We start from the raw sequence: 21,478 nt of genomic DNA, 5'->3' as shown, positions 1-21,478 counted from the left end.
GCACTGCGCTTCCATCGTCATAGGTGAGGAACGATGATGGCTACCGATTCAACGACCGTCGGTTCGACGACAGTTCCGCGCAGGCGCTATTTGATCCTGCTGATGTTGTTCGTGGTGACCACGATCAACTATGCCGATCGCGCCACCTTGTCCATCGCAGGTTCCGCGGTCCAGGATGCGCTGGGCATCGACGCGCTGCAGATGGGCTTCATTTTTTCTGCGTTCGGTTGGGCATATGTGGCCGGGCAGATTCCCGGCGGCTGGTTGCTCGATCGCTTTGGCTCGCGGCGCGTGTACGGCCTGTCGCTGCTGATCTGGTCGGTCTTCACGGCGTTGCAGGGCTTCATCGGCTGGGTGCCGGTGGCCTGGGCGGTCACCACGTTGTTCGTGCTGCGCTTTCTGGTCGGCATTGCCGAAGCGCCGTCGTTCCCGGGCAATAGCCGCATCGTGGCGGCCTGGTTTCCCACCGCCGAACGCGGCCTGGCCGCGTCCATCTTCAATTCCGCGCAGTACTTCGCCACGGTGGCATTTGCGCCGCTGATGGGCTGGCTGGTGCATGCCTGGGGTTGGGAACACGTGTTCCTGGTGATGGGAGGCGTGGGCGTGTTGCTGGCAGCGCTATGGCGCAAGACCATCTACGCACCGCGCGAACATCCGCGCCTGAGCGCACAGGAGCTGCACTACATCCAGCGCAACGGCGCACTGGTGGACATGGAGCAGGGCAACAAGCCCGGCACTCAGCCCAAAGGCACCCAGTGGCATTACGCCAAGCAGCTGCTGTGCAACCGCATGTTGCTGGGCGTGTATATCGGCCAGTACTGCATCACCACGCTGACGTATTTCTTCCTGACCTGGTTCCCGGTGTACCTAGTCAAGGAGCGTGGCATGTCGATCCTGGAAGCGGGCTTCGTGGCCTCGCTGCCGGCGGTGTGCGGCTTCATCGGCGGCGTGCTGGGCGGCTATGTGTCCGACCGCATGGTGCGGCGCGGCTATTCGCTGACCGTCTCGCGCAAGACGCCGATCGTGATCGGCATGCTGATGTCGGTGACGATGATCGGCTGCAACTACGTGCAGGCCGAATGGATGGTGGTCGGGCTGATGGCGCTGGCGTTCTTCGGCAAGGGGATCGGCGCGCTGGGCTGGGCGGTGGTGGCCGATACCTCGCCCAAGGAGATCGCCGGCTTGTCCGGTGGTTTGTTCAACACCTTCGGCAACATCGCCGGCATCACCACGCCGATCGTCATTGGCTACATCGTCTCCACCACCGGCAGCTTCGAGTGGGCGTTGGTGTTCGTCGGGCTCAACGCATTGCTGGCGGTGGTGTCCTATCTGGTGATCGTGGGCGACATCAAGCGCGTGGAACTGAAGGCGCCCCCCGGCGGCCCGTCCATGCCCGTGCCCGCACCGCTGTGACCATCCTCGGAGAATCCTCATGACCATCCACACATCACCTGCAGCCATCGGCACCACGCCGCGCATCACCGACGTGCGCGTGGTGCCGGTCGCCGGGCAGGACAGCATGCTGCTCAATCTCAGTGGCGCGCATGCGCCGTACTTCACCCGCAACGTGCTGGTGCTGCGCGATTCGTCCGGGCGCACCGGCGTGGGCGAGGTGCCTGGCGGCGCTGCCATTGCCGGGTTGTTGAACGAAGCGGCCGCACTCATCCGCGATCGTTCCATCGCCGAGTACCAGCGCATCCTCAATCAGGTACGCACCGCCTTCGCCGACCGCGACAGTGCCGGGCGTGGGCTGCAGACCTTCGACCTACGCATCACCATCCACGCAGTGACCGCAATCGAAGCGGCCTTGCTGGATTTGCTGGGGCAATTCCTGGATCAACCGGTTGCTGCGCTGCTCGGCGAAGGCCAGCAGCGCGATGCGGTGGACGTGTTGGGGTATTTGTTTTTCATCGGCGACCGCCGCAAGACCGGGCTCGATTACCGCGACGGCAGCGATGCAAGCGATGCCTGGGAAGCGGTGCGCGACCAGGAAGCCTTGACCCCGGCAGCGGTGGTGCGGCTGGCGGAAGCCGCGTATGAAAAATACGGCTTCCGCGATTTCAAGCTCAAGGGCGGCGTGCTGCGCGGGGAAGCCGAAATCGAGGCCATCCACGCCTTGCATGCGCGCTTTCCGCAGGCGCGCATCACGCTCGATCCCAACGGCGCATGGTCGTTGCAGCAGGCGATCGCGCTGTGCCGCGACATGCACGGGGTCATGGCGTATGCGGAGGACCCGTGCGGCGCCGAGCAGGGCTATTCCGGGCGCGAAGTCATGGCCGAATTCCGCCGCGCCACCGGCCTGCCCACCGCCACCAACATGATCGCCACCGACTGGCGGCAGATGGGGCACGCCATCCAGTTGCAGTCGGTGGACATCCCGCTGGCAGATCCGCATTTCTGGACGCTGCAGGGCTCGGTACGGGTGGCGCAACTGTGCCGCGATTGGGGCCTGACCTGGGGCTCGCATTCCAACAACCATTTCGATATTTCGCTGGCGATGTTCACCCACGTGGCGGCCGCAGCGCCGGGGCAGGTGACGGCGATCGATACGCACTGGATCTGGCAGGACGGCCAACGGTTGACGCGCAACCCGTTGCAGATTGCAGGCGGCCAGATTCAGGTGCCGGCCAAGCCTGGGCTGGGCGTGGAACTGGACCTGGATGCACTGGACGCGGCGCATCGCACTTATCAAAGCCTGGGCCTGGGCGCGCGCGATGACGCGGCCGCCATGCAGGCGCTGATTCCCAACTGGACCTTCGACAACAAGCGGCCGTGCCTGGTGCGCTGAAGCGTGCCGATGCTGGCTGCCCGCGCCCGGGCAGCAGCGCCTGACCGGGTGGTCAACGCAGGTGGAGAACCGAGCAATGAAAAGCATGATGGCACTCAGCGGCGCGGCGCTGCTGGCGGTCGGTGCGGGCGGCCGTGCGCGGGCGCAGGAACCGGACGCGGGATTCTGGAACGGCGCAACGACCGAGGTCACCGCGCTCAACTTCTACTACAACCGCGATTTCCGCAGCGGCGAGGGGCAGGGCAAGCGCGCCGAATGGGCACAGGGCTTCGTGGTGGATGCCAAGAGCGGTTACACGCGCGGCCCGATCGGTGCCGGGCTGGATCTGCTCGGCATCGGCGACTTCAAGCTCGATGGCGTGCGTGCCGAAGGCGGCACCGGACTGCTGCCCAACAACGACGACGGCACCGCGCAGCATGCGTTGGTGCGCGTGGCACCCACGCTCAAGTTGCGCGCCTCGCAGACCGAGCTGAAATGGGGCAGCTTCATTCCCAACGAGCCGCTGGTACGCGCCAGCATCACCCGCATCATGCCGGAGACGTTCCAGGGCGCGACGCTGGAATCCAGGGACATCCCCAAGCTCGACCTGCTGCTTGCCCGCTTCACCAGCGCCTGGTATCGCGATGGCGATTCGCGCGTGCCGATCACCTTGACCAACAAGAACCGGCGCTTTCTGGGCACGCCGGATTCGGATGCGCTCAACCTGGTATCGGCCACCTACACGCTGGCGCCGGGAACGCAGCTGCGCTATCAGGGCGCGGTGATGGAAGACATCTACCGCCAGCAGCTCTACAACCTGATCCAGACGCACACGTTCGGCAAGGACCAACTACGTCTCGACCTGCGCTATTTCCGCACCGACGACATCGGTCAATCACGTGCCGGCCTCATCGACAACCGCATGTTCAGCAGCATGCTGTCCTGGCGCACGGTTGGGCAGGAATTCGGTGCCGGCTATCAGAAGCTGACCGGGCCCAGTGCCATGCCGTGGCCGGGCGGCACCGACGGCAACGTGTTCAACTGGACCTTCATCAACGATTTTCTCGAACGCGGCGAACGCAGCTGGCAGCTGCGCTACAGCATCGATGGCAAGCGCATCGGCATCCCCGGGCTCAGCATCATGGCGCGCTACATCAGCGGCGACAGTGCACGCCCGGCAACCTATGCGGGCGAAGGCCGCGAATGGGCGCGCGATGTGTTGACCACGTATCAATTCCAGGGCGAGCGTTTCAAGCATGTGAGCGTCATCTGGTTCAACGGCACCTTCCGCTCCAATTACCAGCGCAATGTCGATGAAAACCGGTTGATCCTGCAGTACCGGCGCCAGTTCGACAGCCCCGACAGGTAATGCAGTCCACCCCACGTCTTGCAAGGTAGCCCCACGATGTCCGCAACCCAGCAATCCACCCGTTGGCTCAGCATCCGCGCCCATGCGCGCGACAATGTCGCCATCGTCGTCAACGATGATGGCGCGCCAGCCGGCGCCACCTTTGCCGATGGCCTGACCGCCATCGAGCACATTCCGCAAGGCCACAAGATGGCGCTGGTGGACCTGCCCGCAGGCGCGGCGGTGATCCGCCTGGGCGCGGTGATCGGTACCGCCAACGCCGACATCGCGCGCGGCGCGTGGGTCAGCGAGCAGCTGCTGGCGATGCCCGAGGCACCCGAGCTGGCCGCACTGGATCTGGCGCTGCACCTCGCGCCGGAGCCCGAGCCGCTGCACGGTTATACCTTTCAGGGCTACCGCAACCGCGATGGCAGCGTGGGCACGCGCAACATCCTGGGCATCATGACGAGCGTGCAATGCGTGGTCGGCGTGCTCGAACATGCGGTAGAGCGCATCCGCACCGAGCTGCTGCCCAGGTATCCCAATGTCGATGACGTGGTGGCGATCAATCACGTCTACGGCTGCGGTGTGGCGATCACTGCCCCGGAGGCGATCATTCCCATCCGCACGCTGCGCAACATCGCGCGCAGCCCCAACTTCGGTGGGCAGGCGCTGATCGTTGGGCTTGGCTGCGAAAAGCTCGCCCCCGAACGCCTGCTCCCGGACAATGCCAGCGCCGACGACAGCGGCGTCTACCGGCTGCAGGAAGCCAGCCTGGGCTTTGCCGACATGGTTAGCTCGATCATGACCATGGCCGAAGAACGGCTGCGCCATCTGGATACCCGTCGGCGCGAAACCGTGCCGGCCAGCGAACTGGTGGTGGGCATGCAGTGCGGCGGCAGCGATGCGTTTTCCGGCGTCACCGCCAATCCGGGTCTGGGCGTGGCCGCCGACCTGCTGGTGCGTGCCGGCGCCACGGTGATGTTCTCCGAAAATACCGAAGTGCGCGACGGCATCCACCTGCTGGTGCCGCGCGCGGCCAACGCCGATGTGGCCAAGGCGCTGGTGCGCGAAATGGCCTGGTACGACGGCTATCTGGCGCGCGGCCAGGCCGACCGCAGCGCCAACACGACACCGGGCAACAAGAAGGGCGGGCTGGCCAATATCGTGGAAAAGGCGATGGGCTCGATCGCCAAGTCCGGCTCCTCCCCGATCAACGGCGTTGTCCCGCCGGGCGAGCGGGTCAAGGGGCGCGGCCTGCAGTACTGCGCCACCCCGGCCAGCGACTTTGTCTGCGGCACGCTGCAGGTGGCGGCCGGCATGAACCTGCATGTATTCACCACCGGGCGCGGCACGCCTTACGGCCTGGGCATGATCCCGGTGATCAAGGTCGCCACCCGCAGCGAACTGGCGCAACGCTGGTCCGACCTGATGGACATCGATGCCGGCGGCGTGGCCACCGGCACCAAGACGCTGGAGCAGCTGGGCTGGGAGTTGTTCCAGCGCTATCTGGATGTGGCCAGCGGCCAGCGCACCTGGACCGAGCACCACCGCCTGCACAACGACCTGGCCTTGTTCAATCCGGCGCCGATTACCTAGTCCTGGCCCTCTCACGGGAGAAGGCGCGCCTCCCTTCTCCCGTCGGGGCATTGTCCCCCTTCATGGGGGAGAAGGTGCCCCGAAGGGGCGGATGAGGGTACGTGCGCAGCCTCACGCACTACGTCACAAGCGTCCAGCAGCGCACACCCACAGCCTCACTGAAGCCGTGGCGCACGCAAGCGAAAGCCAGCCGCAACCAATACCACGGCAAGACGCCCAGTCCACCGAGCAACGCGCCGCTAGTCCGCCAGCTACCGCCCGCGCGCAGCCATCCCCCCATTCCCCATTCGCCCGTCAACCGCATGCGCCGATACAATGCGCGTTCGTTTTCAGCGTTGACGGAGTCGCCATGTCCCAGATCATCCATACCGACCAGGCGCCCGCCGCCATCGGCCCGTATTCGCAGGCCGTGCGTGCCGGCAACACCGTGTATTTCTCCGGCCAGATTCCGTTGGACCCGGCCACCGGCGACATCGTGCCGGGCGACATCGGTGCGCAGGCTCGTCGCGCGTTCGACAACCTCAAGGCGGTGGCCGAAGCGGCCGGCGGCTCGCTCGACAAGATCGTGCGTCTGGGCTTGTACCTCACCGACCTCGGCCAGTTCGCCGCCGTCAACGCGGTGATGCAGGACTATTTCCAGGCCCCGTTCCCCGCGCGCTCCACCATCGAAGTGTCCGGCCTGCCCAAGGGCGCCGGCTTCGAAGTCGATGCGGTGATGGTGCTCGAGTGATCGTGCGTAACTGAGCCGATCGATCCGTCGTGCCGCGCGCGCGTCCCGCTACCCCGGCCCTGGCCGTCGTCGGCCAGGCCTCGCTCGCCAGCCTGCCCGGGGTCGGCCCGAAAGTCGCCGAGAAATTTGCTGCGCGCGGCATCCTGAGCGTGCAGGACCTGTGGCTGCATCTGCCGCTACGCTATGAAGACCGCACCCGCCTGACCACGATCGCGCAGCTGCAGAGCGGCGTGCCGGCGCAGATCGAAGGGCGGGTCGATGCGGTGGAACGCGGCTTCCGCTTCCGCCCGGTGCTGCGCGTGGCGGTCTCGGACGACTCGCACGGCAGCGTGGTCCTGCGCTTCTTCCATTTCCGTGCCGCACAGGTGGCGCAGTTTGCGGTCGGCACGCGCGTGCGCGTGTTCGGCACCCCCAAGCCCGGCCAGCAGGGCTGGGAAATCGTGCACCCCAGTTATCGCGTGCTCGCCCCGGGCGAGGATGCCGGCCTGGGCGACAGCCTGGACCCGGTCTATCCGGTGCTCGAAGGCGTTGGCCCGGCGACATTGCGCAAGCTCATCGGCCAGGCGCTGGAGCGCTTGCCACCGGAGGCGGCACTGGAGCTACTGCCGCCGCACTGGCTGCAGGACGAGCGCCTGCCATCGCTGCGGACGGCATTGCTGACCATGCATCGGCCGCCGGTGAACACCGATCCGCAGCAATTGCTTGCAGGCGGTCACCCCGCCCAGCAACGCCTGGCCATCGAAGAATTGCTGGCGCATCAACTCAGCCTGCGTCGCCAGCGCATCGCGCTGCAGCGGTTTCATGCGCCGGTGTTGCCCGGCAATGGCACCTTGGTGCAGCAATTGCGCAGCGTATTGCCGTTCCAGCTCACCGGCGCGCAACAACGCGTGTTCGAACAGATCGCGCACGACCTTGCGCAGCCATCGCCGATGCTGCGACTGGTGCAGGGCGATGTCGGCAGCGGCAAGACCGTGGTCGCTGCGCTGGCGGCGATGCTGGCGGTGGAACAGGGCAAACAGGTCGCACTTGCCGCGCCCACCGAACTGCTGGCCGAGCAGCATCTGACCAATCTGCGCGGCTGGCTGGAGCCGTTGGGCGTGCGCATCGTCTGGCTGGCCGGCAAGGTCACCGGCAAGGCGCGCGCCGCGGCGATGGCCGAGGTTGCCTCCGGCCAGGCGCAGGTGGTGGTGGGCACGCATGCACTGATGCAGGAGGCGGTGGTCTTCCATGACCTGGCGTTGGCCATCATCGATGAGCAGCACCGCTTCGGCGTGCACCAGCGCCTGGCATTGCGCGACAAGGGCGCAGGCGCCGGCAGCGTGCCGCATCAGCTGGTGATGACCGCCACGCCGATCCCGCGCACGCTGGCGATGTCGACCTACGCCGATCTGGACGTCTCGTCCATCGACGAACTACCGCCCGGCCGCACGCCGGTGCAGACCATCGTGCTGAGCGCAGAACGCCGCCCCGAGTTGGTCGAACGCATCCGCGCTGCCTGCGCCGAAGGACGGCAGGCGTACTGGGTGTGCACACTGATCGAAGAAAGCGAAGACCCCGGCAAGGGCGCGCCAAACGGCCCGCCACGCATCGAAGCGCAGGCCGCAGAAGTCACCTTCGACGCCTTGTCGGCGCAACTGCCCGGCGTGCGCGTCGCACTCGTGCATGGCCGCATGAAGCCGGCTGAGAAACAAAAGGCCATGCTCGATTTCAAGCAGGGTCGCAGCGATCTGCTGGTCGCCACCACCGTGATCGAAGTCGGCGTGGACGTGCCCAATGCCTCGCTGATGATCATCGAAAATGCCGAGCGCCTGGGCCTGGCACAGTTGCACCAGCTGCGCGGCCGGGTCGGGCGCGGCGCGGCCGCTTCCAGTTGCGTGCTGCTGTACCAGGGCCCGCTGTCGATGATGGCGCGGCAGCGTCTGGAAACCATGCGCCAGACCAACGACGGCTTCGTGATCGCGGAAAAGGACCTGGAATTGCGCGGCCCCGGCGAACTGCTCGGCACCCGGCAGACCGGCCTGGCCAGCTTCCGCATCGCCGACCTCGCACGTGACGCCGGCTTGCTGCCGCGCGTGCAGGTGCTGGCCGAACGGCTGCTCGCCGACGCGCCGGAAATCGCCGACCGCGTCGTCGCGCGCTGGATCGGTGGCGCGGTGCGGTATGCGGCCGCTTGAGCGGCCGGGAATCGGGAGTCGGGATTGGGGATTCGTCAAGGCGGCGTTGCTGCGACCTGCACGTGTCCGGAATTCGCGCGGCTCGCCGATCCTTGCGAAGATGCCGCAACGAATCCCGAGTGCCCGATCCCGAATCCCATGACAAAAACAATACCGCTGCTGATCGACACCGACCCGGGCGTGGATGACGCGCTGGCGCTGCTGATGGCCTTCAACGACACCCGCCACGAGGTGGTCGGGCTGACCATCGCCGCCGGTAACGTCGGCCTGGATCACACCGTGCGCAACGCCTTGAAGGTGTGCGAGATCGCCGGGCGCACCGATGTGCCGGTCTACGCCGGCTGCCCGCAGCCGCTGCTGCACCCCTCAGTGGATGCGGCGCACGTGCACGGCATCGACGGCTTCGGCGACGTGGGTCTGGCACCGGCCAAGCGCACTGCCGAGGCCGAGCATGCGGCGCTCGCCATCCTGCGCCTGTCGCACGAACACGCCGGCGAGCTGCTGCTGGTCGCGCTTGGCCCGCTGACCAACCTTGCGCTGGCGCTCACCCTGGACCCGACCCTGCCGCAGCGCGTGGCACGGCTGGTGGTGATGGGCGGAGCGCTGACCGGGCACGGCAACATCACCGCGGCGGCCGAGTTCAACATCGGCTTCGACCCGGAGGCCGCCCACATCGTGTTCCGCGGCTTCCCCCAGTTCGACGTCGCCGACTGGGAGGCCACCATCGCGCACGGCCTATTGCACCGGGACGTGGAGCAATGGCTGGCCGCCGATACCCCCCGCGCCCGCTTCTACGAGGAAATCTCGCGCAAGACCCGGCTGTGGTCCGAAGACAGCCGCGGCGAGTACTGGTATGCGGCCGATGCGCTGGCCATGGCGTTCGCCCTGCAGCCGGAAGGCGCGCAGAAGCTGGAGCAGCGCCCGGTGCACATCGAGCTGTCCGGCACGCATACCCGCGGCATGACCCTGGTGGACTGGAACCGCCAGGGTGGGGCGCCCGACAACGCCAACTTGTTGCTGGCCTATGACCTTCAGCAGTTCTACGGCCTGGTCGGGGCCGCCCTGGCCGCCAGTTAGGCCCGCCTTGCGCCGGGCGAGTGGGGGGCGCTATAATACCCGGCTTATCCAGGCAGCCCGGCGCCAAGTCCATGAAAGATAACGTGCATCCCAACTACAAAGACGTCGTCTTTCACGACGTGACGTCCGATTTCAAGATTCTGACCCGTTCCACCATGAGCTCGAAAGAGACCGTGAAGTGGGAAGACGGCCAGGAATATCCGCTGGTCAAGGTGGAAATTTCCTCGGCGTCGCACCCGTTCTATACCGGCAAGCACAAGGTGATCGACACCGGCGGCCGTATCGACAAGTTCCAGAAGCGCTACGCGCGCTGAACTTGCAGGACGGGCTGTACCGGCAGCGGCCGCGCATTGCGCGGCCGTTGTTTTTTGGGTCGCCCGCGCTTCGTTTGCGCGCCCCCGGCCAGTGCGTCTACGACTTCTGTCCAAGCGACGGCCAAAATGCTGCTGTGCGATAATGACGTGATCCGAGGCGACGCCTTGGACTTCCATCACGTGCCTGCCCATGTGGGATCAGGCGCCTTCCACTGAAGGAGCGTACACAGTGTCCGATCTTGATCAGGTCACGCTCAACGCCGGCGACAAGTCGGTCGTTCTGCCGGTTCTCAAGCCCACGCTGGGCAATGACTGCGTCGATATTTCCAAGCTGACCAAAGAAACCGGTCTGTTCACCTACGACTCGGGCTTCACCGCCACCGCCAGCTGCAAGTCGGCCATCACCTACATCGATGGCGACAATGGCGTGCTGTTGTACCGCGGCTACCCGATCGAACAGTTGGCCGAGAAGTCCAGCTTCCTGGAAGTTTCGTATCTGCTGATGAACGGCGAACTGCCGACAGCGGACGAATTCAAGAAGTTCGACCACGAAGTGACGCATCACACGATGATGCATGAGTCGCTGAAGAACTTCCTCGGCGGTTTCCGCCACGACGCGCACCCGATGGCCATGCTGGCCGGCTCGGTCGCTTCGCTGTCGGCGTTCTACCACGACACCCTGGACCTCAACGATCCGGAGCAGCGCCGTCAGGCCGCCATCCGTCTGATCGCCAAGGTGCCGACCCTGGCGGCTGCTGCGTACCGCTATTCGATCGGCTGGCCGATCCGCTACCCGCGCAACAACCTGAACTACGTCGACCGCTTCCTGCACATGATGTTCGAAGTGCCGAGCGAGCCGCTGGAGATCAACCCGGTCGTGGCCAAGGCGCTGGATCTGCTGTTCATCCTGCACGCCGACCACGAACAGAACGCCTCCACCTCGACGGTGCGCCTGGTCGGTTCGACCGGTGCCAACCCATACGCATCGGTGGCTGCCGGCATCACCGCACTGTGGGGCCCGGCACACGGCGGCGCCAACGAAGCGGTGCTGAAGATGCTGGAAGAGATCGGCACCGCCGACAACGTCGAGTCCGCCGTGGCCAAGGCCAAGGACAAGAATTCCTCGTTCCGCCTGATGGGCTTCGGTCATCGCGTCTACAAGAACTTCGACCCGCGCGCCAAGATCATCCGCGAGATGACCCACAAGGTGCTGGGCGAGCTGGGCGTCAACGACCCGTTGCTGGAAGTGGCGTTGAAGCTGGAAGAAGCCGCGCTGAAGGACGACTACTTCGTGCAGCGCAAGCTGTACCCCAACGTCGACTTCTACTCGGGCCTGATCTACAAGGCGCTCAATATCCCGGTGGAAATGTTCACCGTGATGTTCGCCATCGCGCGCACCGCCGGCTGGGTGTCGCATTGGCTGGAACAGCAGGTCGACCCGGAAATGAAGATCGGCCGTCCGCGCCAGATCTACACCGGCTACGACAAGCGCGACTACACCGACAGCGCCAAGCGCTAAGCGGTTTCAGGTTGTCTGCGTGAGCAAACGCCCCGCACCGCGGGGCGTTTTGCGTTGTGGTTTGCGGTCTGCCGGATGAGTGATTGGACCTGCACGCCTGGGCCCATGGCGCCGCGCGTTCGGTACGACTCAGGGCAGCTGCTGTACGTAACCCTGGCGCTCGTCATCGGCCAGCAGTTGCCGCACCTGTGCCGCCGAGGCGCGCGGCATCGGTTTTTCGTCCAGCTGCGACAGCGGTGCCTGCCGCAATGCGTCGTAGGGCAGCACGGTCAGGTCGAAGGTGAGCTCCTCGGCACTGAACAGCCACACGGGGAAGTCGCCAGTGCGGTCGCGATCCAGGCGCAGACGGCGGGTGCGCGCCTCGGCCGGAATGCGGTGGTCTTCCAGAAACCGCTGCACTGCATCCGTATCGTCGCTATGCAGCTGCAATTGCACCGGCGCGTTCGCATCGGCAGTGCCGTCCAGCACCGGGCCGGTCAGTCGCGGCTGAAACGGGCTGAAAAATTCCAGTGCACGCACGGCCGCTTCACGGCGTTGGCGTAGACGCACGCCGTGCTCGGGTCCGGCGAACAAGCGTTGGTATTCGCGCAAGGCATCTTCGATCTCGCGGTTGCGCGGCAACGAGGCATCGTCATGAATGCCGAGCCGGCTGGCGGCCTTGAGCTTGGCCTGATGAAAATCGCGAATCCCGCCCTCGGCCATCAGGCGGGCGGCCTCATGCGCCAGACGATGGCGACGCTCCCGGGTGCGTGTATCGGCGTGCTCGCGTGCGTGTTGCATGACCGGGCTCCCCTGATGAACCTGGGCTCGACTCTACAACAGCTGCATGAAGACATGGCGAATGCGTCGCGCCATGTCGCGCACAAACCGCGTCGTATTGTCGACTTCGCTCAATCGGGCAATCAGCCACAAACGGCAGCTGTCTGTTCGCGTCACTGCACCTGCCTCACCCGCCCAAGAAAAAGGGGAACCGGAGCAGCCCCGCTGTTCCGATTCCCCATTCCCGAATCCCGAATCCCGGCCCTCAAAAAATATCGAAGGCCTTCTCGTCCTGCTGCTCCTGCAGACCGTAGTCGTAATCTTGCAGGCGATCCAGGTCCTCGTTCTTGACCCATTCGACCGCGCCATTGATGGTGGCCTGGGTCATGCCATCGGGCGGGTCGTTGGCGGCGATCGGCTTGTCCTTGAGTGCCACGCGCATGTAGTCGATCCAGATCGGCAGGGCGGCCTTGCCGCCATATTCGCGATAGCCCAGCGAGCGGAAGTCGTCGCGGCCCACCCACACGGTGGTGGCGTAGGGGCCACCGAAGCCGGAGAACCAGGCATCGCGGTGGTCGTTGGTGGAACCGGTCTTGCCGCCGACGTCCTCGCGGCCGAGCACCTTGGCCGCGGTGCCGGTACCGCGCTGGACCACGTCGCGCATCATCGACACCAACTGGTAGGCGGTGCGCTCGTCGATGGCGCGCGGGGCGATCTTGGTTTCGGCAATCGGTGCCGGCGCGGCGTCTGCCGGCGTGGGTGCGGCATCGGCTACCGGTGCCGGCGGTGTTGCCGGTGCCTGCGCGCCGAAGTTGAAACCGTCCACCACCTGGCTGACCGGGGCGACATTGCCGCCCTGCAGCGCGCAGGTGCGGCAGGCCACGGCAGGCACTTCCTTGAAGATGACATTGCCATCGCGGTCCTTGATCTCATCCACGATCCAGGTGTCCACGCGTGAGCCGCCGTTGGCGAACACCGCATAGCCGCGTGCCACCGAGAGCGGGGTCAGCGACGCGGTGCCCAGCGACATCGACAGGTTGGGCGGCAGCTCCGCTTCCTGGAAGCCGAACTGGCTGATGTATTTGCGTGCAAAATCGACGCCGATCGCGTCCAGCAGCCGTACCGACACCAGGTTGCGTGACTGCACCAGCGCCTCTCGCAGGCGCATCGGGCCGCGGAATCCGCCGCCATCGTTCTGCGGCGACCAGGTCTTGCCGCGACGGTCGCGGAACACCACCGGCGCATCCAGCACGATCGAGGCCGGGTTGAAGCCCTTTTCGAAGGCCGCCGCATACACGAAGGGCTTGAAACTCGAGCCTGGCTGGCGGCGTGCCTGGGTGGCGCGATTGAACTTGTTGCCGGCAAAGCTGAACCCGCCGACCAGCGCGCGCAGTGCGCCGCTGTTGGCGTCCAGTGACACCAGGGCCGCCTGGCCACGCGGTAGCTGGTCGATGATCCACTCGCCGTCCTTTTCGCCTGCCCGGATGCGGGTCAGGTCGCCGCGTGTCAGCAGCTTGGCGGGCGTCCTGCCGGTCCAGCGGCTGGCCGAGGCAGGCAGGGTGAGTTCGGTCTTGTCGTGCTGCACGACGGTGACACCGCCGTCGGGGTTGCTGCGCGCCACGATCACCGGGCGCAGCCCGCCTTGGGTATAGGCGCCTTGCAGATGTTTGGCCAGCGCGGCCGCGTCGGCTTCGGCGGCGACGTCGAAATGCTGCTCCACGCCATGCCAGCCGTGGCGGTGGTCGTACAACCGCAAACCGTCGTTGATGGCCACGTCCGCGCCCGTCTGCAGGGTGGCATCGATGGTGGTGGTGACGTGGTAGCCCTTGTTGAGCACATCGCCACCGTACTTGGCGATCATCTCCTGGCGGACCAGTTCGGCTACGTACGGCGCGTAGACCTCGACCGGCGGCTCGTGCGGCTTGGCATGCATCGGCACCGCCTTGGCGGCATCGGCTTCGGCCTGGCTGACGAAACCCAGGTCGGCCATGCGCTGCAGCACGTAGTAGTCGCGCCGTTCGCGGGCGCGTTCCGGGTTGCTGATCGGGTTGCCGCTGGACGGGAACTTGGGAATGCCGGCCAGCGAGGCCATCTCGTCCAGGCTCAGCTCACTCATCTTCTTGCCGAAGTAGTACTCGGCGGCCGCACCCACGCCGTAGGCGCGATTGCCGAAAAAGCTCTTGTTGAGATAGAGCTCGAAGATCTCGTCCTTGCTCAGCTCACTCTCGATCTTGCGTGCCAGCAGGATCTCGGCGAGCTTGCGGGTGTAGCTGTACTCGGAACTGAGGAAGAACTGCCGCGCCACCTGCTGGGTGATGGTCGAGCCGCCCGGCACGCGCTTGGCGTCGGTGGTGGCCAGCAGCCACACCGCACGGCCGATGCCCTTGTAGTCCACGCCCCCATGCTCGTAAAAACGTGCGTCCTCGGTCGCCAGGAAGGCCTGCTTCAGCCGCAACGGCACTTCCTTCATCTGGATCGGATAGCGCCGGGTCTCGCCATACACGGCCATCAGGCGGCCGTCGCTGGCATACACGTACATCGGCTCCTGCAGCTCGACCTGCTTGAGCGACTGCACATCGGGCAACTTCGAGGAAATGGCGTAATACAGGCCGCCGGCAGCGATAGCGCCAAGCAGTGCGAGCACGACGAGCGCGGCCAGGATCCAGCCCAGCCAACGGCGAATACGGGGCATGTAAGAGAGATTCCGATTGCAGATTTCTTGGTCACAGAGTATAGATGACGCCGGGTTTGGCTGGGGCCGAACTCTGGGGATCGCAGAAGACAGCAAAGGGGTCACGGTCGCGGGGTCATTGCCTTGCGCGTGAAGGGCTTGTCAACTGTTAAAATTTGATTATTAATACGAGGGCGCAGACATGCGTCCAAGTGCCCGTCGGCAGGGGAGTTACCGTGGGGCTTCTACCCAAGAGTCAGTCGCCACTGATTGGTGTCGATATCAGTTCCACTGCGGTCAAGCTGTTGCAGCTGTCGCGCAGCGGGAATCGTTTCCGCGTGGAGCACTACGCGGTTGAACCGTTGCCGCCCAATGCGGTGGTGGAAAAGAACATCGTCGAAGTGGAGGCGGTCGGCGAAGCCATTCGCCGCGCCATCAACCGTTCCGGCAGCAAGGCCAAGAACGCGGCAGCTGCCGTGGCTGGCTCGGCGGTGATCACCAAGTTGATCCCGATGCCGGCCGACCTGGACGACAGCGACATGGAGGCCCAGGTCGAACTGGAAGCCACCAATTACATTCCGTACCCGATCGAGGAAGTGAATCTCGATTTCGAGGTGCTGGGCCCGATGCCCAACAGCCCGGACATGGTCCAGGTGCTGCTGGCCGCCTCGCGCTCGGAAAACGTGGAACTGCGCCAGTCGGCGCTGGAACTGGGTGGCCTGACCGCCAAGGTGATGGACGTGGAGGCCTTCGCGGTCGAAAACGCGTTCGCCCTGGTCGCCAGCGAACTGCCGGTCGCCGCCGATGCGGTGGTTGCGCTGGTCGACATCGGCGCCACCATGACCACGCTCAGCGTGCTGCGCTCCGGGCGCAGCCTGTACAGCCGCGAACAGGTGTTCGGCGGCAAGCAGCTCACCGACGAAGTGATGCGCCGTTATGGCCTGACCTACGAAGAAGCCGGGCTGGCCAAGCGCCAGGGCGGGCTGCCGGAGAGCTACGAGGTCGAAGTGCTGGAGCCGTTCAAGGAAGCGACGGTGCAGCAGATCAGCCGTTTGCTGCAGTTCTTCTATGCCGGCAGCGAATTCAATCGCGTCGACTGCATCGTGCTGGCCGGCGGGTGCGCCGCGCTGTCACGCCTGCCGGAGATGGTGGAAGAGCAGCTGGGCGTGACCACCGTGGTCGCCAACCCGCTCGCACAGATGACGCTGGGCCCGAAGGTTCAGGCCCATGCGCTGGCGCTGGATGCGCCCGCCTTGATGATCGCCACCGGCCTGGCCCTGAGGAGCTTTGACTGATGGCAAGAATCAATCTATTGCCCTGGCGCGCCGAGCGCCGGAAGGCGCGCGAGCGCGAGTTCTATTCGATGCTGGGCTTCGCCGCATTGGGCGGCGTGCTGTTGTCGGCCTTGATCTGGTTCTACTACGACGCGCAGATCACCGGCCAGACCGAGCGCAATGCGTTCCTGACCACCGAGATCGACAAGGTCAAGGCGCAGAACGAAGAGATCAAGGAACTCGACAAGAAGAAGGACCGCCTGCTTGCGCGCAAGAAGGTGATCGAGGAGCTGCAGGCCAACCGCTCGCAGATGGTGCACCTGTTCGATTCGCTGGTGCGCACCATTCCCGATGGCGTCGCGCTGACCAACATCAAGCAGGACGGCGACATCCTGACACTGGAAGGCCGCTCGCAATCCAACGCCCGCGTCAGTGCCTACATGCGCAACCTCGAAGGTTCGGGCTGGATGACCAATCCGGACCTGTCGATCATCGAGGCCAAGAGCCAGGACAAGGCCGGGCAGCCTGCCACCTCGTCGATGGACACCAAGACGCTGCCGTACGTGTTCACGCTCAAGGTCAAGCTGGCCAACCCGAACGAAGCTGACAAGAACGGCACGACGCCGGGCGTGGTGGATCCGGCCGCGCCGGGTACCACTGCACCGGGTGCAGCACCTGCCGGTGCCACGCCTGCTGCCCCGGCAGCGGCGCCTGCGCCCGCAACGTCGCCGGCCGCGGCGCCTGCACCGACGCAGGCAGCACCGGCGCCCGCCAACCGGCCGCAGGAGGGGGCGGCGTCATGAGTAAGAAATCATTCAAGCTCAGCGATCTCGATTTCAACAACATCGGTGGTTGGCCGCAGCAGGCACGCATCGTGTTCTGCGTGGTGGTTGGCCTGTTCATCCTGGTGCTGGCCTGGTTCCTGTTGATCAGCGGCAAGCGCGATGAGCTGGAAGGGCTGGAAGGCACCGAATCCCAGCTGCGCACCGAGTTCGAGACCCAGCAGGGGCGCGCGGTGAATCTGGAGCCGCTCAAGCAGCAGCTCGCGCAGATGGAACAGGTGCTGCAGCAGATGCTGCGTCAGCTACCCAGCAAGACCGAAATGCCGGATCTGATCATCGATATCTCGCAGACCGCGTTGTCCAGCGGCCTGTCCAACGAGCTGTTCCAGCCGGGACCGGAATCGCCGAAGGAGTTCTACGCCGAGAAGCCGATCGCCCTGCGCATGGTGGGCAGCTACCACCAGTTTGGCGCCTTCGTCAGCGGCGTGGCATCGCTGCCGCGCGTGGTGATCCTGACCATGCACGACATCAACCTCAAGCCCAAGGATGCCAAGGCTGGCATCACACCGCGCGGCGCGCTGGAGCTGTCCGGCACGGTCAAGACCTATCGTTATCTGGACGATGAGGAAATGGCCGAGCAGGAGAAGGCGGCGGCCGACGCGGCGAAGAAGGGCGGCCAATGACCATGAAACTGCTCAAGATCCTGTCCTGCGTGGCGCTAATTGCTGTATTGCCGGCGTGCACGCGCGGTGTGACCAGCACCCCGGGCGATGCGCCGAATCTGGAAGCCTGGGTGGCCGAAGTGCGCGCGCGCCCTGCGCCGCCGCTGGAGCCGTTGCCGGTGATGCAGCAGTTCGAGACGTTCGAATATGCCGCACAGGTGATGCGCGACCCGTTCAGCGATGCCTGGGTCAGTGCGGAAGGCGGCAACGGCACGCGTCCGGATCCGAACCGGCGTAAGGAGCCGTTGGAGGCCTTTCCGCTCGACGCTCTCGACATGGTGGGGACCATTGGGGGCGGCTCGGGTCTGATCGCGCTGGTGATGGCACCGGACAAGGTGACCTACCGCGTGCGGCCGGGTGTGTATCTGGGACAGAGCGATGGCCGGGTGACCGGGGTCTACGAAGACCGCATCGAGCTGATTGAACTTGTGCCGGACGGTGCGGGTGGATGGCTTGAACGGCCGGCCGCGCTCGCATTGGATGATCAATAAAGTGATAGGGGATAGCACGATGACGTTTTCCAATGCCCAGCGGCTGCGTCCGGTTCGACGCCACGCGATGCTCCAGGCCTGCGCGTTGGGATGCGCGCTGGCGCTGGCCGGCGGCAGCGCGTTTGCCGCCGCCGCGCTGACACAGCCCGCGCAGGACCCTGCCAAGACCGCTCCGGCGAGCCTGGCGGTGTCCAAGATCGATTTCAAACGCGGTGACGATGGCGCGGGCCGCCTGATCCTGAAGTTCGACGGGCAGGGCGCCAGCCCCGATCTGCGCACCCAGGGCGACAGCGTGCTGGTGGACATCAGCAACGCCAGGCTGCCGCCCGAGCTGCAGCGCCCGCTCAACGTCACCGATTTCGCCACGCCGGTGCAGCGGGTGGAGGTCAAGCCGTCCGGTTCCGGCTCGCAGCTGGTGCTGTCGACCAAGGGCGCATTCGATTCGCTGGCTTATCAGACCGGCAACGAATACGTGGTGGAAATCACTCCGCGCAAGGGCCAGCCGGCCGTTGGCGGCGTGAGCGCCGCGTCGGTCACCCAGGCCGCCGCGCAGATTGCCGCGCGCGGCTACAGTGGTCGCCCGGTGACGTTCAACTTCCAGGACGTGCCAGTGCGCACCGTGCTGCAGCTGATCGCCGAAGAGTCCAACCTCAACATCGTCGCCTCCGACACCGTGCAGGGCAACGTCACCCTGCGCCTGATGAACGTGCCGTGGGACCAGGCGCTGGACATCGTGCTGCGCGCCAAGGGCCTGGACAAGCGCCGCGATGGCGGCGTGGTCTGGGTCGCCCCGCAGCCGGAGCTGGCCAAGTTCGAGCAGGACAAGGAAGACGCCCGTATCGCGATCGAGAACCGCGAGGATCTGATCACCGATTATGTGCAGATCAATTACCACAATGCGGCAGTGATCTTTAAGGCGCTGACAGAGGCCAAGGGGATTGGCGGTGGTGGCGGTGGTGGGCAAGGCGGACAAGGTGGTGCCGGTCAGCAAGATAATGGCTTTTTGTCGCCACGCGGACGTTTGGTTGCTGATGAACGCACCAACACTTTGATGATCAGCGATATTCCGAAAAAGGTCGCGCAGATGCGCGAGTTGATTTCGCATATCGACCGCCCAGTGGATCAGGTACTGATTGAAAGCCGCATCGTGATTGCGACCGATACGTTTGCGCGCGACCTTGGCGCGCGCTTTGGTGTCACCGGTGCAACGGGTCGGGGCATCTTGAGCGGTTCGCTGGAAAGCAATGTCAACTACCTCAATACCTCTGCGCAAGCTGGTCTGGAAATCGCCAATGGTGGTACCCAGACAACGTTGCCAGCTCATCTGTTTCCGTCCGGCCTGAACGTTGATCTTGGAGCTGGTGGTTTCACGAACAGTGGCGCCGCAGGTCTTGCTTACACGCTGTTGGGCTCACATTTCAACCTGGACATCGAGCTGTCGGCGATGCAGGAGGAAGGTCGCGGTGAGGTTGTTTCCAATCCGCGCATCGTGACGGCCAACCAGCGTGAAGGCGTAATCAAGCAGGGCCGCGAAATCGGCTATGTAACCATCAGCGGTGCCGGTGTCGCCGGCGGCGGCTCGCAGGCAAACGTGCAGTTCAAGGAAGTGCTGCTTGAGCTAAAGGTGACGCCGACGATTACCAACGATAATCGCGTCTTCCTCAACATGAACGTCAAGAAGGATGAAGTCGCTCGCTTTATCACCTTGCCGCAGTACGGCACCGTGCCTGAAATCAATCGGCGCGAAGTCAACACAGCAGTGCTAGTAGCGGACGGCGAGACCGTGGTGATCGGTGGTGTCTACGAATTCACCGATCGAGAAAGCGTTTCGAAAGTGCCGTTCCTGGGCGATATTCCGTTCCTGGGCAACTTGTTCAAGAAGCGCGGACGCAGCAAGGAAAAGGCCGAGCTACTGGTCTTTGTCACCCCGAAAGTGCTGCGGGTCGCAAGCGCAGCGCGGTAACGGCGCTGGACACCGACAGGAGGGCCGCGCAAGCGGCCTTCTTTTTCACTTCTTGCGCGCAAAGTCCGACGCAAACGCAGAAGCTCGCAATGGATGCCGGATTGATGGGCTATCTGTCATGCGTGATCGAAGACGGCTGCGATGTGGTCCCCGCTGATCAAAAGTATCTTGGCTGGCCCGAGGTGAGCTTGACCCCCGTCACTCCCTGAACCTCTTAAAGCCCTGCGGTGAACCAATCGCGTTCGAATCGGTCACACTGGGCCTATGAACGCACCGCCGCTCCTCCCGCCAGAAGCCGCCGCCGCGCCCGCCGAGGACCGGCTGCATCGTCAATTCACCTCGCTGCGCGAGTCGCTGGCGCAGCGCATCGTTGGCCAGTCCGCGCTGGTGGAACGGCTGTTGATCGCCTTGCTGGCCGATGGCCACCTGCTGGTGGAGGGCGCGCCGGGCCTGGCCAAGACCACCGCGATCCGCGCGCTGGCCTCGCGGCTGGAAGCGGATTTCGCGCGGGTGCAGTTCACCCCGGATCTGTTGCCGGCCGACCTGACCGGTACCGAGATCTGGCGGCCGCAGGACAGCCGGTTCGAGTTCATGCCGGGGCCGATCTTCCATCCCATCCTGCTGGCCGACGAGATCAATCGTGCGCCGGCCAAGGTGCAGTCGGCGCTGCTGGAGGCGATGGGCGAACGGCAGGTGACCGTTGGCCGGCATACGTACGCGCTGCCGCAGCTGTTCCTGGTGATGGCGACGCAGAATCCGATCGAGCAGGAGGGCACGTTCCCGCTGCCCGAAGCGCAGCTGGACCGCTTCCTGATGCATGTGCGCATTGGCTATCCGCAGGCCGATGCCGAGGCGGAAATCCTGCGTCTGGCGCGCGAGGCGGCCCGCGACACCCTGGAAAGGCACGAGACCGTCCCCGACAGGATTCCGTTGGACGACGTCTTCGCCGCACGCCGCGTGGTGCTGGATGTGCACCTGGCGCCGCAGCTTGAGCGGTATCTGATCGAGATCGTGCTGGCCTCGCGCGATCCGCAGCGCTACGACCCGGCATTGGCGCGGCGCATCGCCTGGGGCGCGAGCCCACGCGGTTCGATCGCGCTGGAGCGCTGCGCGCGTGCGCGTGCGTGGCTGGCCGGGCGCGACTACGTCACCCCCGACGACATCCGGGCCATTGCGCCGGACGTGCTGCGCCACCGCGTATTGCCCAGCTACGAAGCCACCGCCGAAGGGTGGGATGGCGAGCGCCTGGTCGCCGCGTTGCTGGACAAGATTCCGCTGCCCTGATCGG

Annotated in this window: 17 protein-coding genes; 15 read left to right on the top strand and 2 right to left on the bottom strand. The window is 65.2% G+C overall.

Annotated features, from left to right (window positions below):
* The first annotated feature begins 33 nt into the window (after nt 1-33).
* The 9 genes from ACCQ10_RS16395 (at nt 34) to ACCQ10_RS16355 (ending at nt 11,528) form a co-directional block, all read left to right on the top strand.
* Complete coding sequence (locus tag ACCQ10_RS16395; RefSeq protein WP_039409887.1) at nt 34-1,413, top strand: MFS transporter; 1,380 nt, start codon at nt 34-36, stop codon at nt 1,411-1,413.
* 19 nt (nt 1,414-1,432) lie between these two features.
* On the top strand, nt 1,433-2,788 hold the full coding sequence (gene gudD / locus ACCQ10_RS16390) for a glucarate dehydratase (protein ID WP_372361295.1): 1,356 nt from the start codon (nt 1,433-1,435) through the stop codon (nt 2,786-2,788).
* A 76-nt stretch (nt 2,789-2,864) separates the two neighbouring features.
* Nucleotides 2,865-4,136 (top strand): OprD family porin, encoded by a 1,272-nt coding sequence (locus ACCQ10_RS16385; protein ID WP_372361294.1) that lies wholly within the window; start codon nt 2,865-2,867, stop codon nt 4,134-4,136.
* A 36-nt stretch (nt 4,137-4,172) separates the two neighbouring features.
* A complete protein-coding gene (gene garD, locus ACCQ10_RS16380; RefSeq protein WP_372361293.1) occupies nt 4,173-5,714 on the top strand; it encodes a galactarate dehydratase in 1,542 nt (513 codons plus the stop codon).
* A gap of 349 nt (nt 5,715-6,063) precedes the next feature.
* Nucleotides 6,064-6,444 (top strand): RidA family protein, encoded by a 381-nt coding sequence (locus ACCQ10_RS16375; protein WP_349777669.1) that lies wholly within the window; start codon nt 6,064-6,066, stop codon nt 6,442-6,444.
* 29 nt (nt 6,445-6,473) lie between these two features.
* The gene (gene recG, locus ACCQ10_RS16370) at nt 6,474-8,618 is read left to right on the top strand and encodes an ATP-dependent DNA helicase RecG (RefSeq protein ID WP_372361292.1); all 2,145 of its coding nucleotides are present in this window, start codon (nt 6,474-6,476) and stop codon (nt 8,616-8,618) included.
* Between the two features lie 138 nt (nt 8,619-8,756).
* Nucleotides 8,757-9,695, top strand: a complete 939-nt coding sequence (locus ACCQ10_RS16365) for a nucleoside hydrolase (protein WP_372361291.1) — start codon at nt 8,757-8,759, stop codon at nt 9,693-9,695.
* A gap of 71 nt (nt 9,696-9,766) precedes the next feature.
* Nucleotides 9,767-10,009 carry a type B 50S ribosomal protein L31 gene (locus ACCQ10_RS16360; RefSeq protein WP_039409907.1) on the top strand — a complete coding sequence of 81 codons (243 nt, stop codon included), beginning with the start codon at nt 9,767-9,769 and terminating at the stop codon, nt 10,007-10,009.
* Between the two features lie 229 nt (nt 10,010-10,238).
* Nucleotides 10,239-11,528, top strand: coding sequence for a citrate synthase (locus tag ACCQ10_RS16355; protein ID WP_039409911.1), 1,290 nt, complete (start codon nt 10,239-10,241; stop codon nt 11,526-11,528).
* Between the two features lie 129 nt (nt 11,529-11,657).
* On the opposite strand, the gene ACCQ10_RS16350 is transcribed toward ACCQ10_RS16355, so the two are convergent.
* Nucleotides 11,658-12,308 (bottom strand): hypothetical protein, encoded by a 651-nt coding sequence (locus ACCQ10_RS16350; RefSeq protein WP_372361290.1) that lies wholly within the window; start codon nt 12,306-12,308, stop codon nt 11,658-11,660.
* A gap of 244 nt (nt 12,309-12,552) precedes the next feature.
* Nucleotides 12,553-14,979 carry a penicillin-binding protein 1A gene (locus tag ACCQ10_RS16345; protein ID WP_485130061.1) on the bottom strand — a complete coding sequence of 809 codons (2,427 nt, stop codon included), beginning with the start codon at nt 14,977-14,979 and terminating at the stop codon, nt 12,553-12,555.
* 215 nt (nt 14,980-15,194) lie between these two features.
* On the opposite strand from ACCQ10_RS16345, the gene ACCQ10_RS16340 reads away from it, so the two are divergent.
* The 6 genes from ACCQ10_RS16340 (at nt 15,195) to ACCQ10_RS16315 (ending at nt 21,474) form a co-directional block, all read left to right on the top strand.
* Nucleotides 15,195-16,253, top strand: a complete 1,059-nt coding sequence (locus ACCQ10_RS16340; RefSeq protein ID WP_039409920.1) for a pilus assembly protein PilM — start codon at nt 15,195-15,197, stop codon at nt 16,251-16,253.
* Nucleotides 16,253-17,035, top strand: coding sequence for a PilN domain-containing protein (locus ACCQ10_RS16335; RefSeq protein ID WP_047695638.1), 783 nt, complete (start codon nt 16,253-16,255; stop codon nt 17,033-17,035). The genes ACCQ10_RS16340 and ACCQ10_RS16335 overlap by 1 nt, the downstream gene beginning before the upstream one ends.
* The gene (locus ACCQ10_RS16330; RefSeq protein ID WP_039409926.1) at nt 17,032-17,697 is read left to right on the top strand and encodes a type IV pilus inner membrane component PilO; all 666 of its coding nucleotides are present in this window, start codon (nt 17,032-17,034) and stop codon (nt 17,695-17,697) included. The genes ACCQ10_RS16335 and ACCQ10_RS16330 overlap by 4 nt, the downstream gene beginning before the upstream one ends.
* The gene (locus ACCQ10_RS16325; RefSeq protein WP_011038332.1) at nt 17,694-18,227 is read left to right on the top strand and encodes a pilus assembly protein PilP; all 534 of its coding nucleotides are present in this window, start codon (nt 17,694-17,696) and stop codon (nt 18,225-18,227) included. The genes ACCQ10_RS16330 and ACCQ10_RS16325 overlap by 4 nt, the downstream gene beginning before the upstream one ends.
* A 19-nt stretch (nt 18,228-18,246) precedes the next feature.
* A complete protein-coding gene (locus tag ACCQ10_RS16320) occupies nt 18,247-20,190 on the top strand; it encodes a type IV pilus secretin PilQ (RefSeq protein WP_372363150.1) in 1,944 nt (647 codons plus the stop codon).
* Between the two features lie 264 nt (nt 20,191-20,454).
* Nucleotides 20,455-21,474 (top strand): AAA family ATPase, encoded by a 1,020-nt coding sequence (locus tag ACCQ10_RS16315; RefSeq protein WP_372361289.1) that lies wholly within the window; start codon nt 20,455-20,457, stop codon nt 21,472-21,474.
* The last annotated feature ends 4 nt before the right edge of the window (nt 21,475-21,478 follow it).

It is taken from the genome of Xanthomonas sp. NCPPB 1325, assembly GCF_041477645.2.
Taxonomy (GTDB): domain Bacteria; phylum Pseudomonadota; class Gammaproteobacteria; order Xanthomonadales; family Xanthomonadaceae; genus Xanthomonas; species Xanthomonas cannabis.
This window is presented reverse-complemented; position numbering and strand designations above follow the sequence as displayed.

Coding starts and splice junctions, on each gene's coding strand:
- ACCQ10_RS16350 (WP_372361290.1), bottom strand. CDS start 12,308: ATGCAACACGCACGCGAGCACGCCGATACACGCACCCGGGAGCGTCGC.
- ACCQ10_RS16320 (WP_372363150.1), top strand. CDS start 18,247: ATGACGTTTTCCAATGCCCAGCGGCTGCGTCCGGTTCGACGCCACGCG.
- ACCQ10_RS16375 (WP_349777669.1), top strand. CDS start 6,064: ATGTCCCAGATCATCCATACCGACCAGGCGCCCGCCGCCATCGGCCCG.
- ACCQ10_RS16360 (WP_039409907.1), top strand. CDS start 9,767: ATGAAAGATAACGTGCATCCCAACTACAAAGACGTCGTCTTTCACGAC.
- garD (WP_372361293.1), top strand. CDS start 4,173: ATGTCCGCAACCCAGCAATCCACCCGTTGGCTCAGCATCCGCGCCCAT.
- gudD (WP_372361295.1), top strand. CDS start 1,433: ATGACCATCCACACATCACCTGCAGCCATCGGCACCACGCCGCGCATC.
- ACCQ10_RS16335 (WP_047695638.1), top strand. CDS start 16,253: ATGGCAAGAATCAATCTATTGCCCTGGCGCGCCGAGCGCCGGAAGGCG.
- ACCQ10_RS16315 (WP_372361289.1), top strand. CDS start 20,455: ATGAACGCACCGCCGCTCCTCCCGCCAGAAGCCGCCGCCGCGCCCGCC.
- ACCQ10_RS16395 (WP_039409887.1), top strand. CDS start 34: ATGATGGCTACCGATTCAACGACCGTCGGTTCGACGACAGTTCCGCGC.
- ACCQ10_RS16325 (WP_011038332.1), top strand. CDS start 17,694: ATGACCATGAAACTGCTCAAGATCCTGTCCTGCGTGGCGCTAATTGCT.
- ACCQ10_RS16345 (WP_485130061.1), bottom strand. CDS start 14,979: ATGCCCCGTATTCGCCGTTGGCTGGGCTGGATCCTGGCCGCGCTCGTC.
- ACCQ10_RS16330 (WP_039409926.1), top strand. CDS start 17,032: ATGAGTAAGAAATCATTCAAGCTCAGCGATCTCGATTTCAACAACATC.
- ACCQ10_RS16365 (WP_372361291.1), top strand. CDS start 8,757: ATGACAAAAACAATACCGCTGCTGATCGACACCGACCCGGGCGTGGAT.
- ACCQ10_RS16385 (WP_372361294.1), top strand. CDS start 2,865: ATGAAAAGCATGATGGCACTCAGCGGCGCGGCGCTGCTGGCGGTCGGT.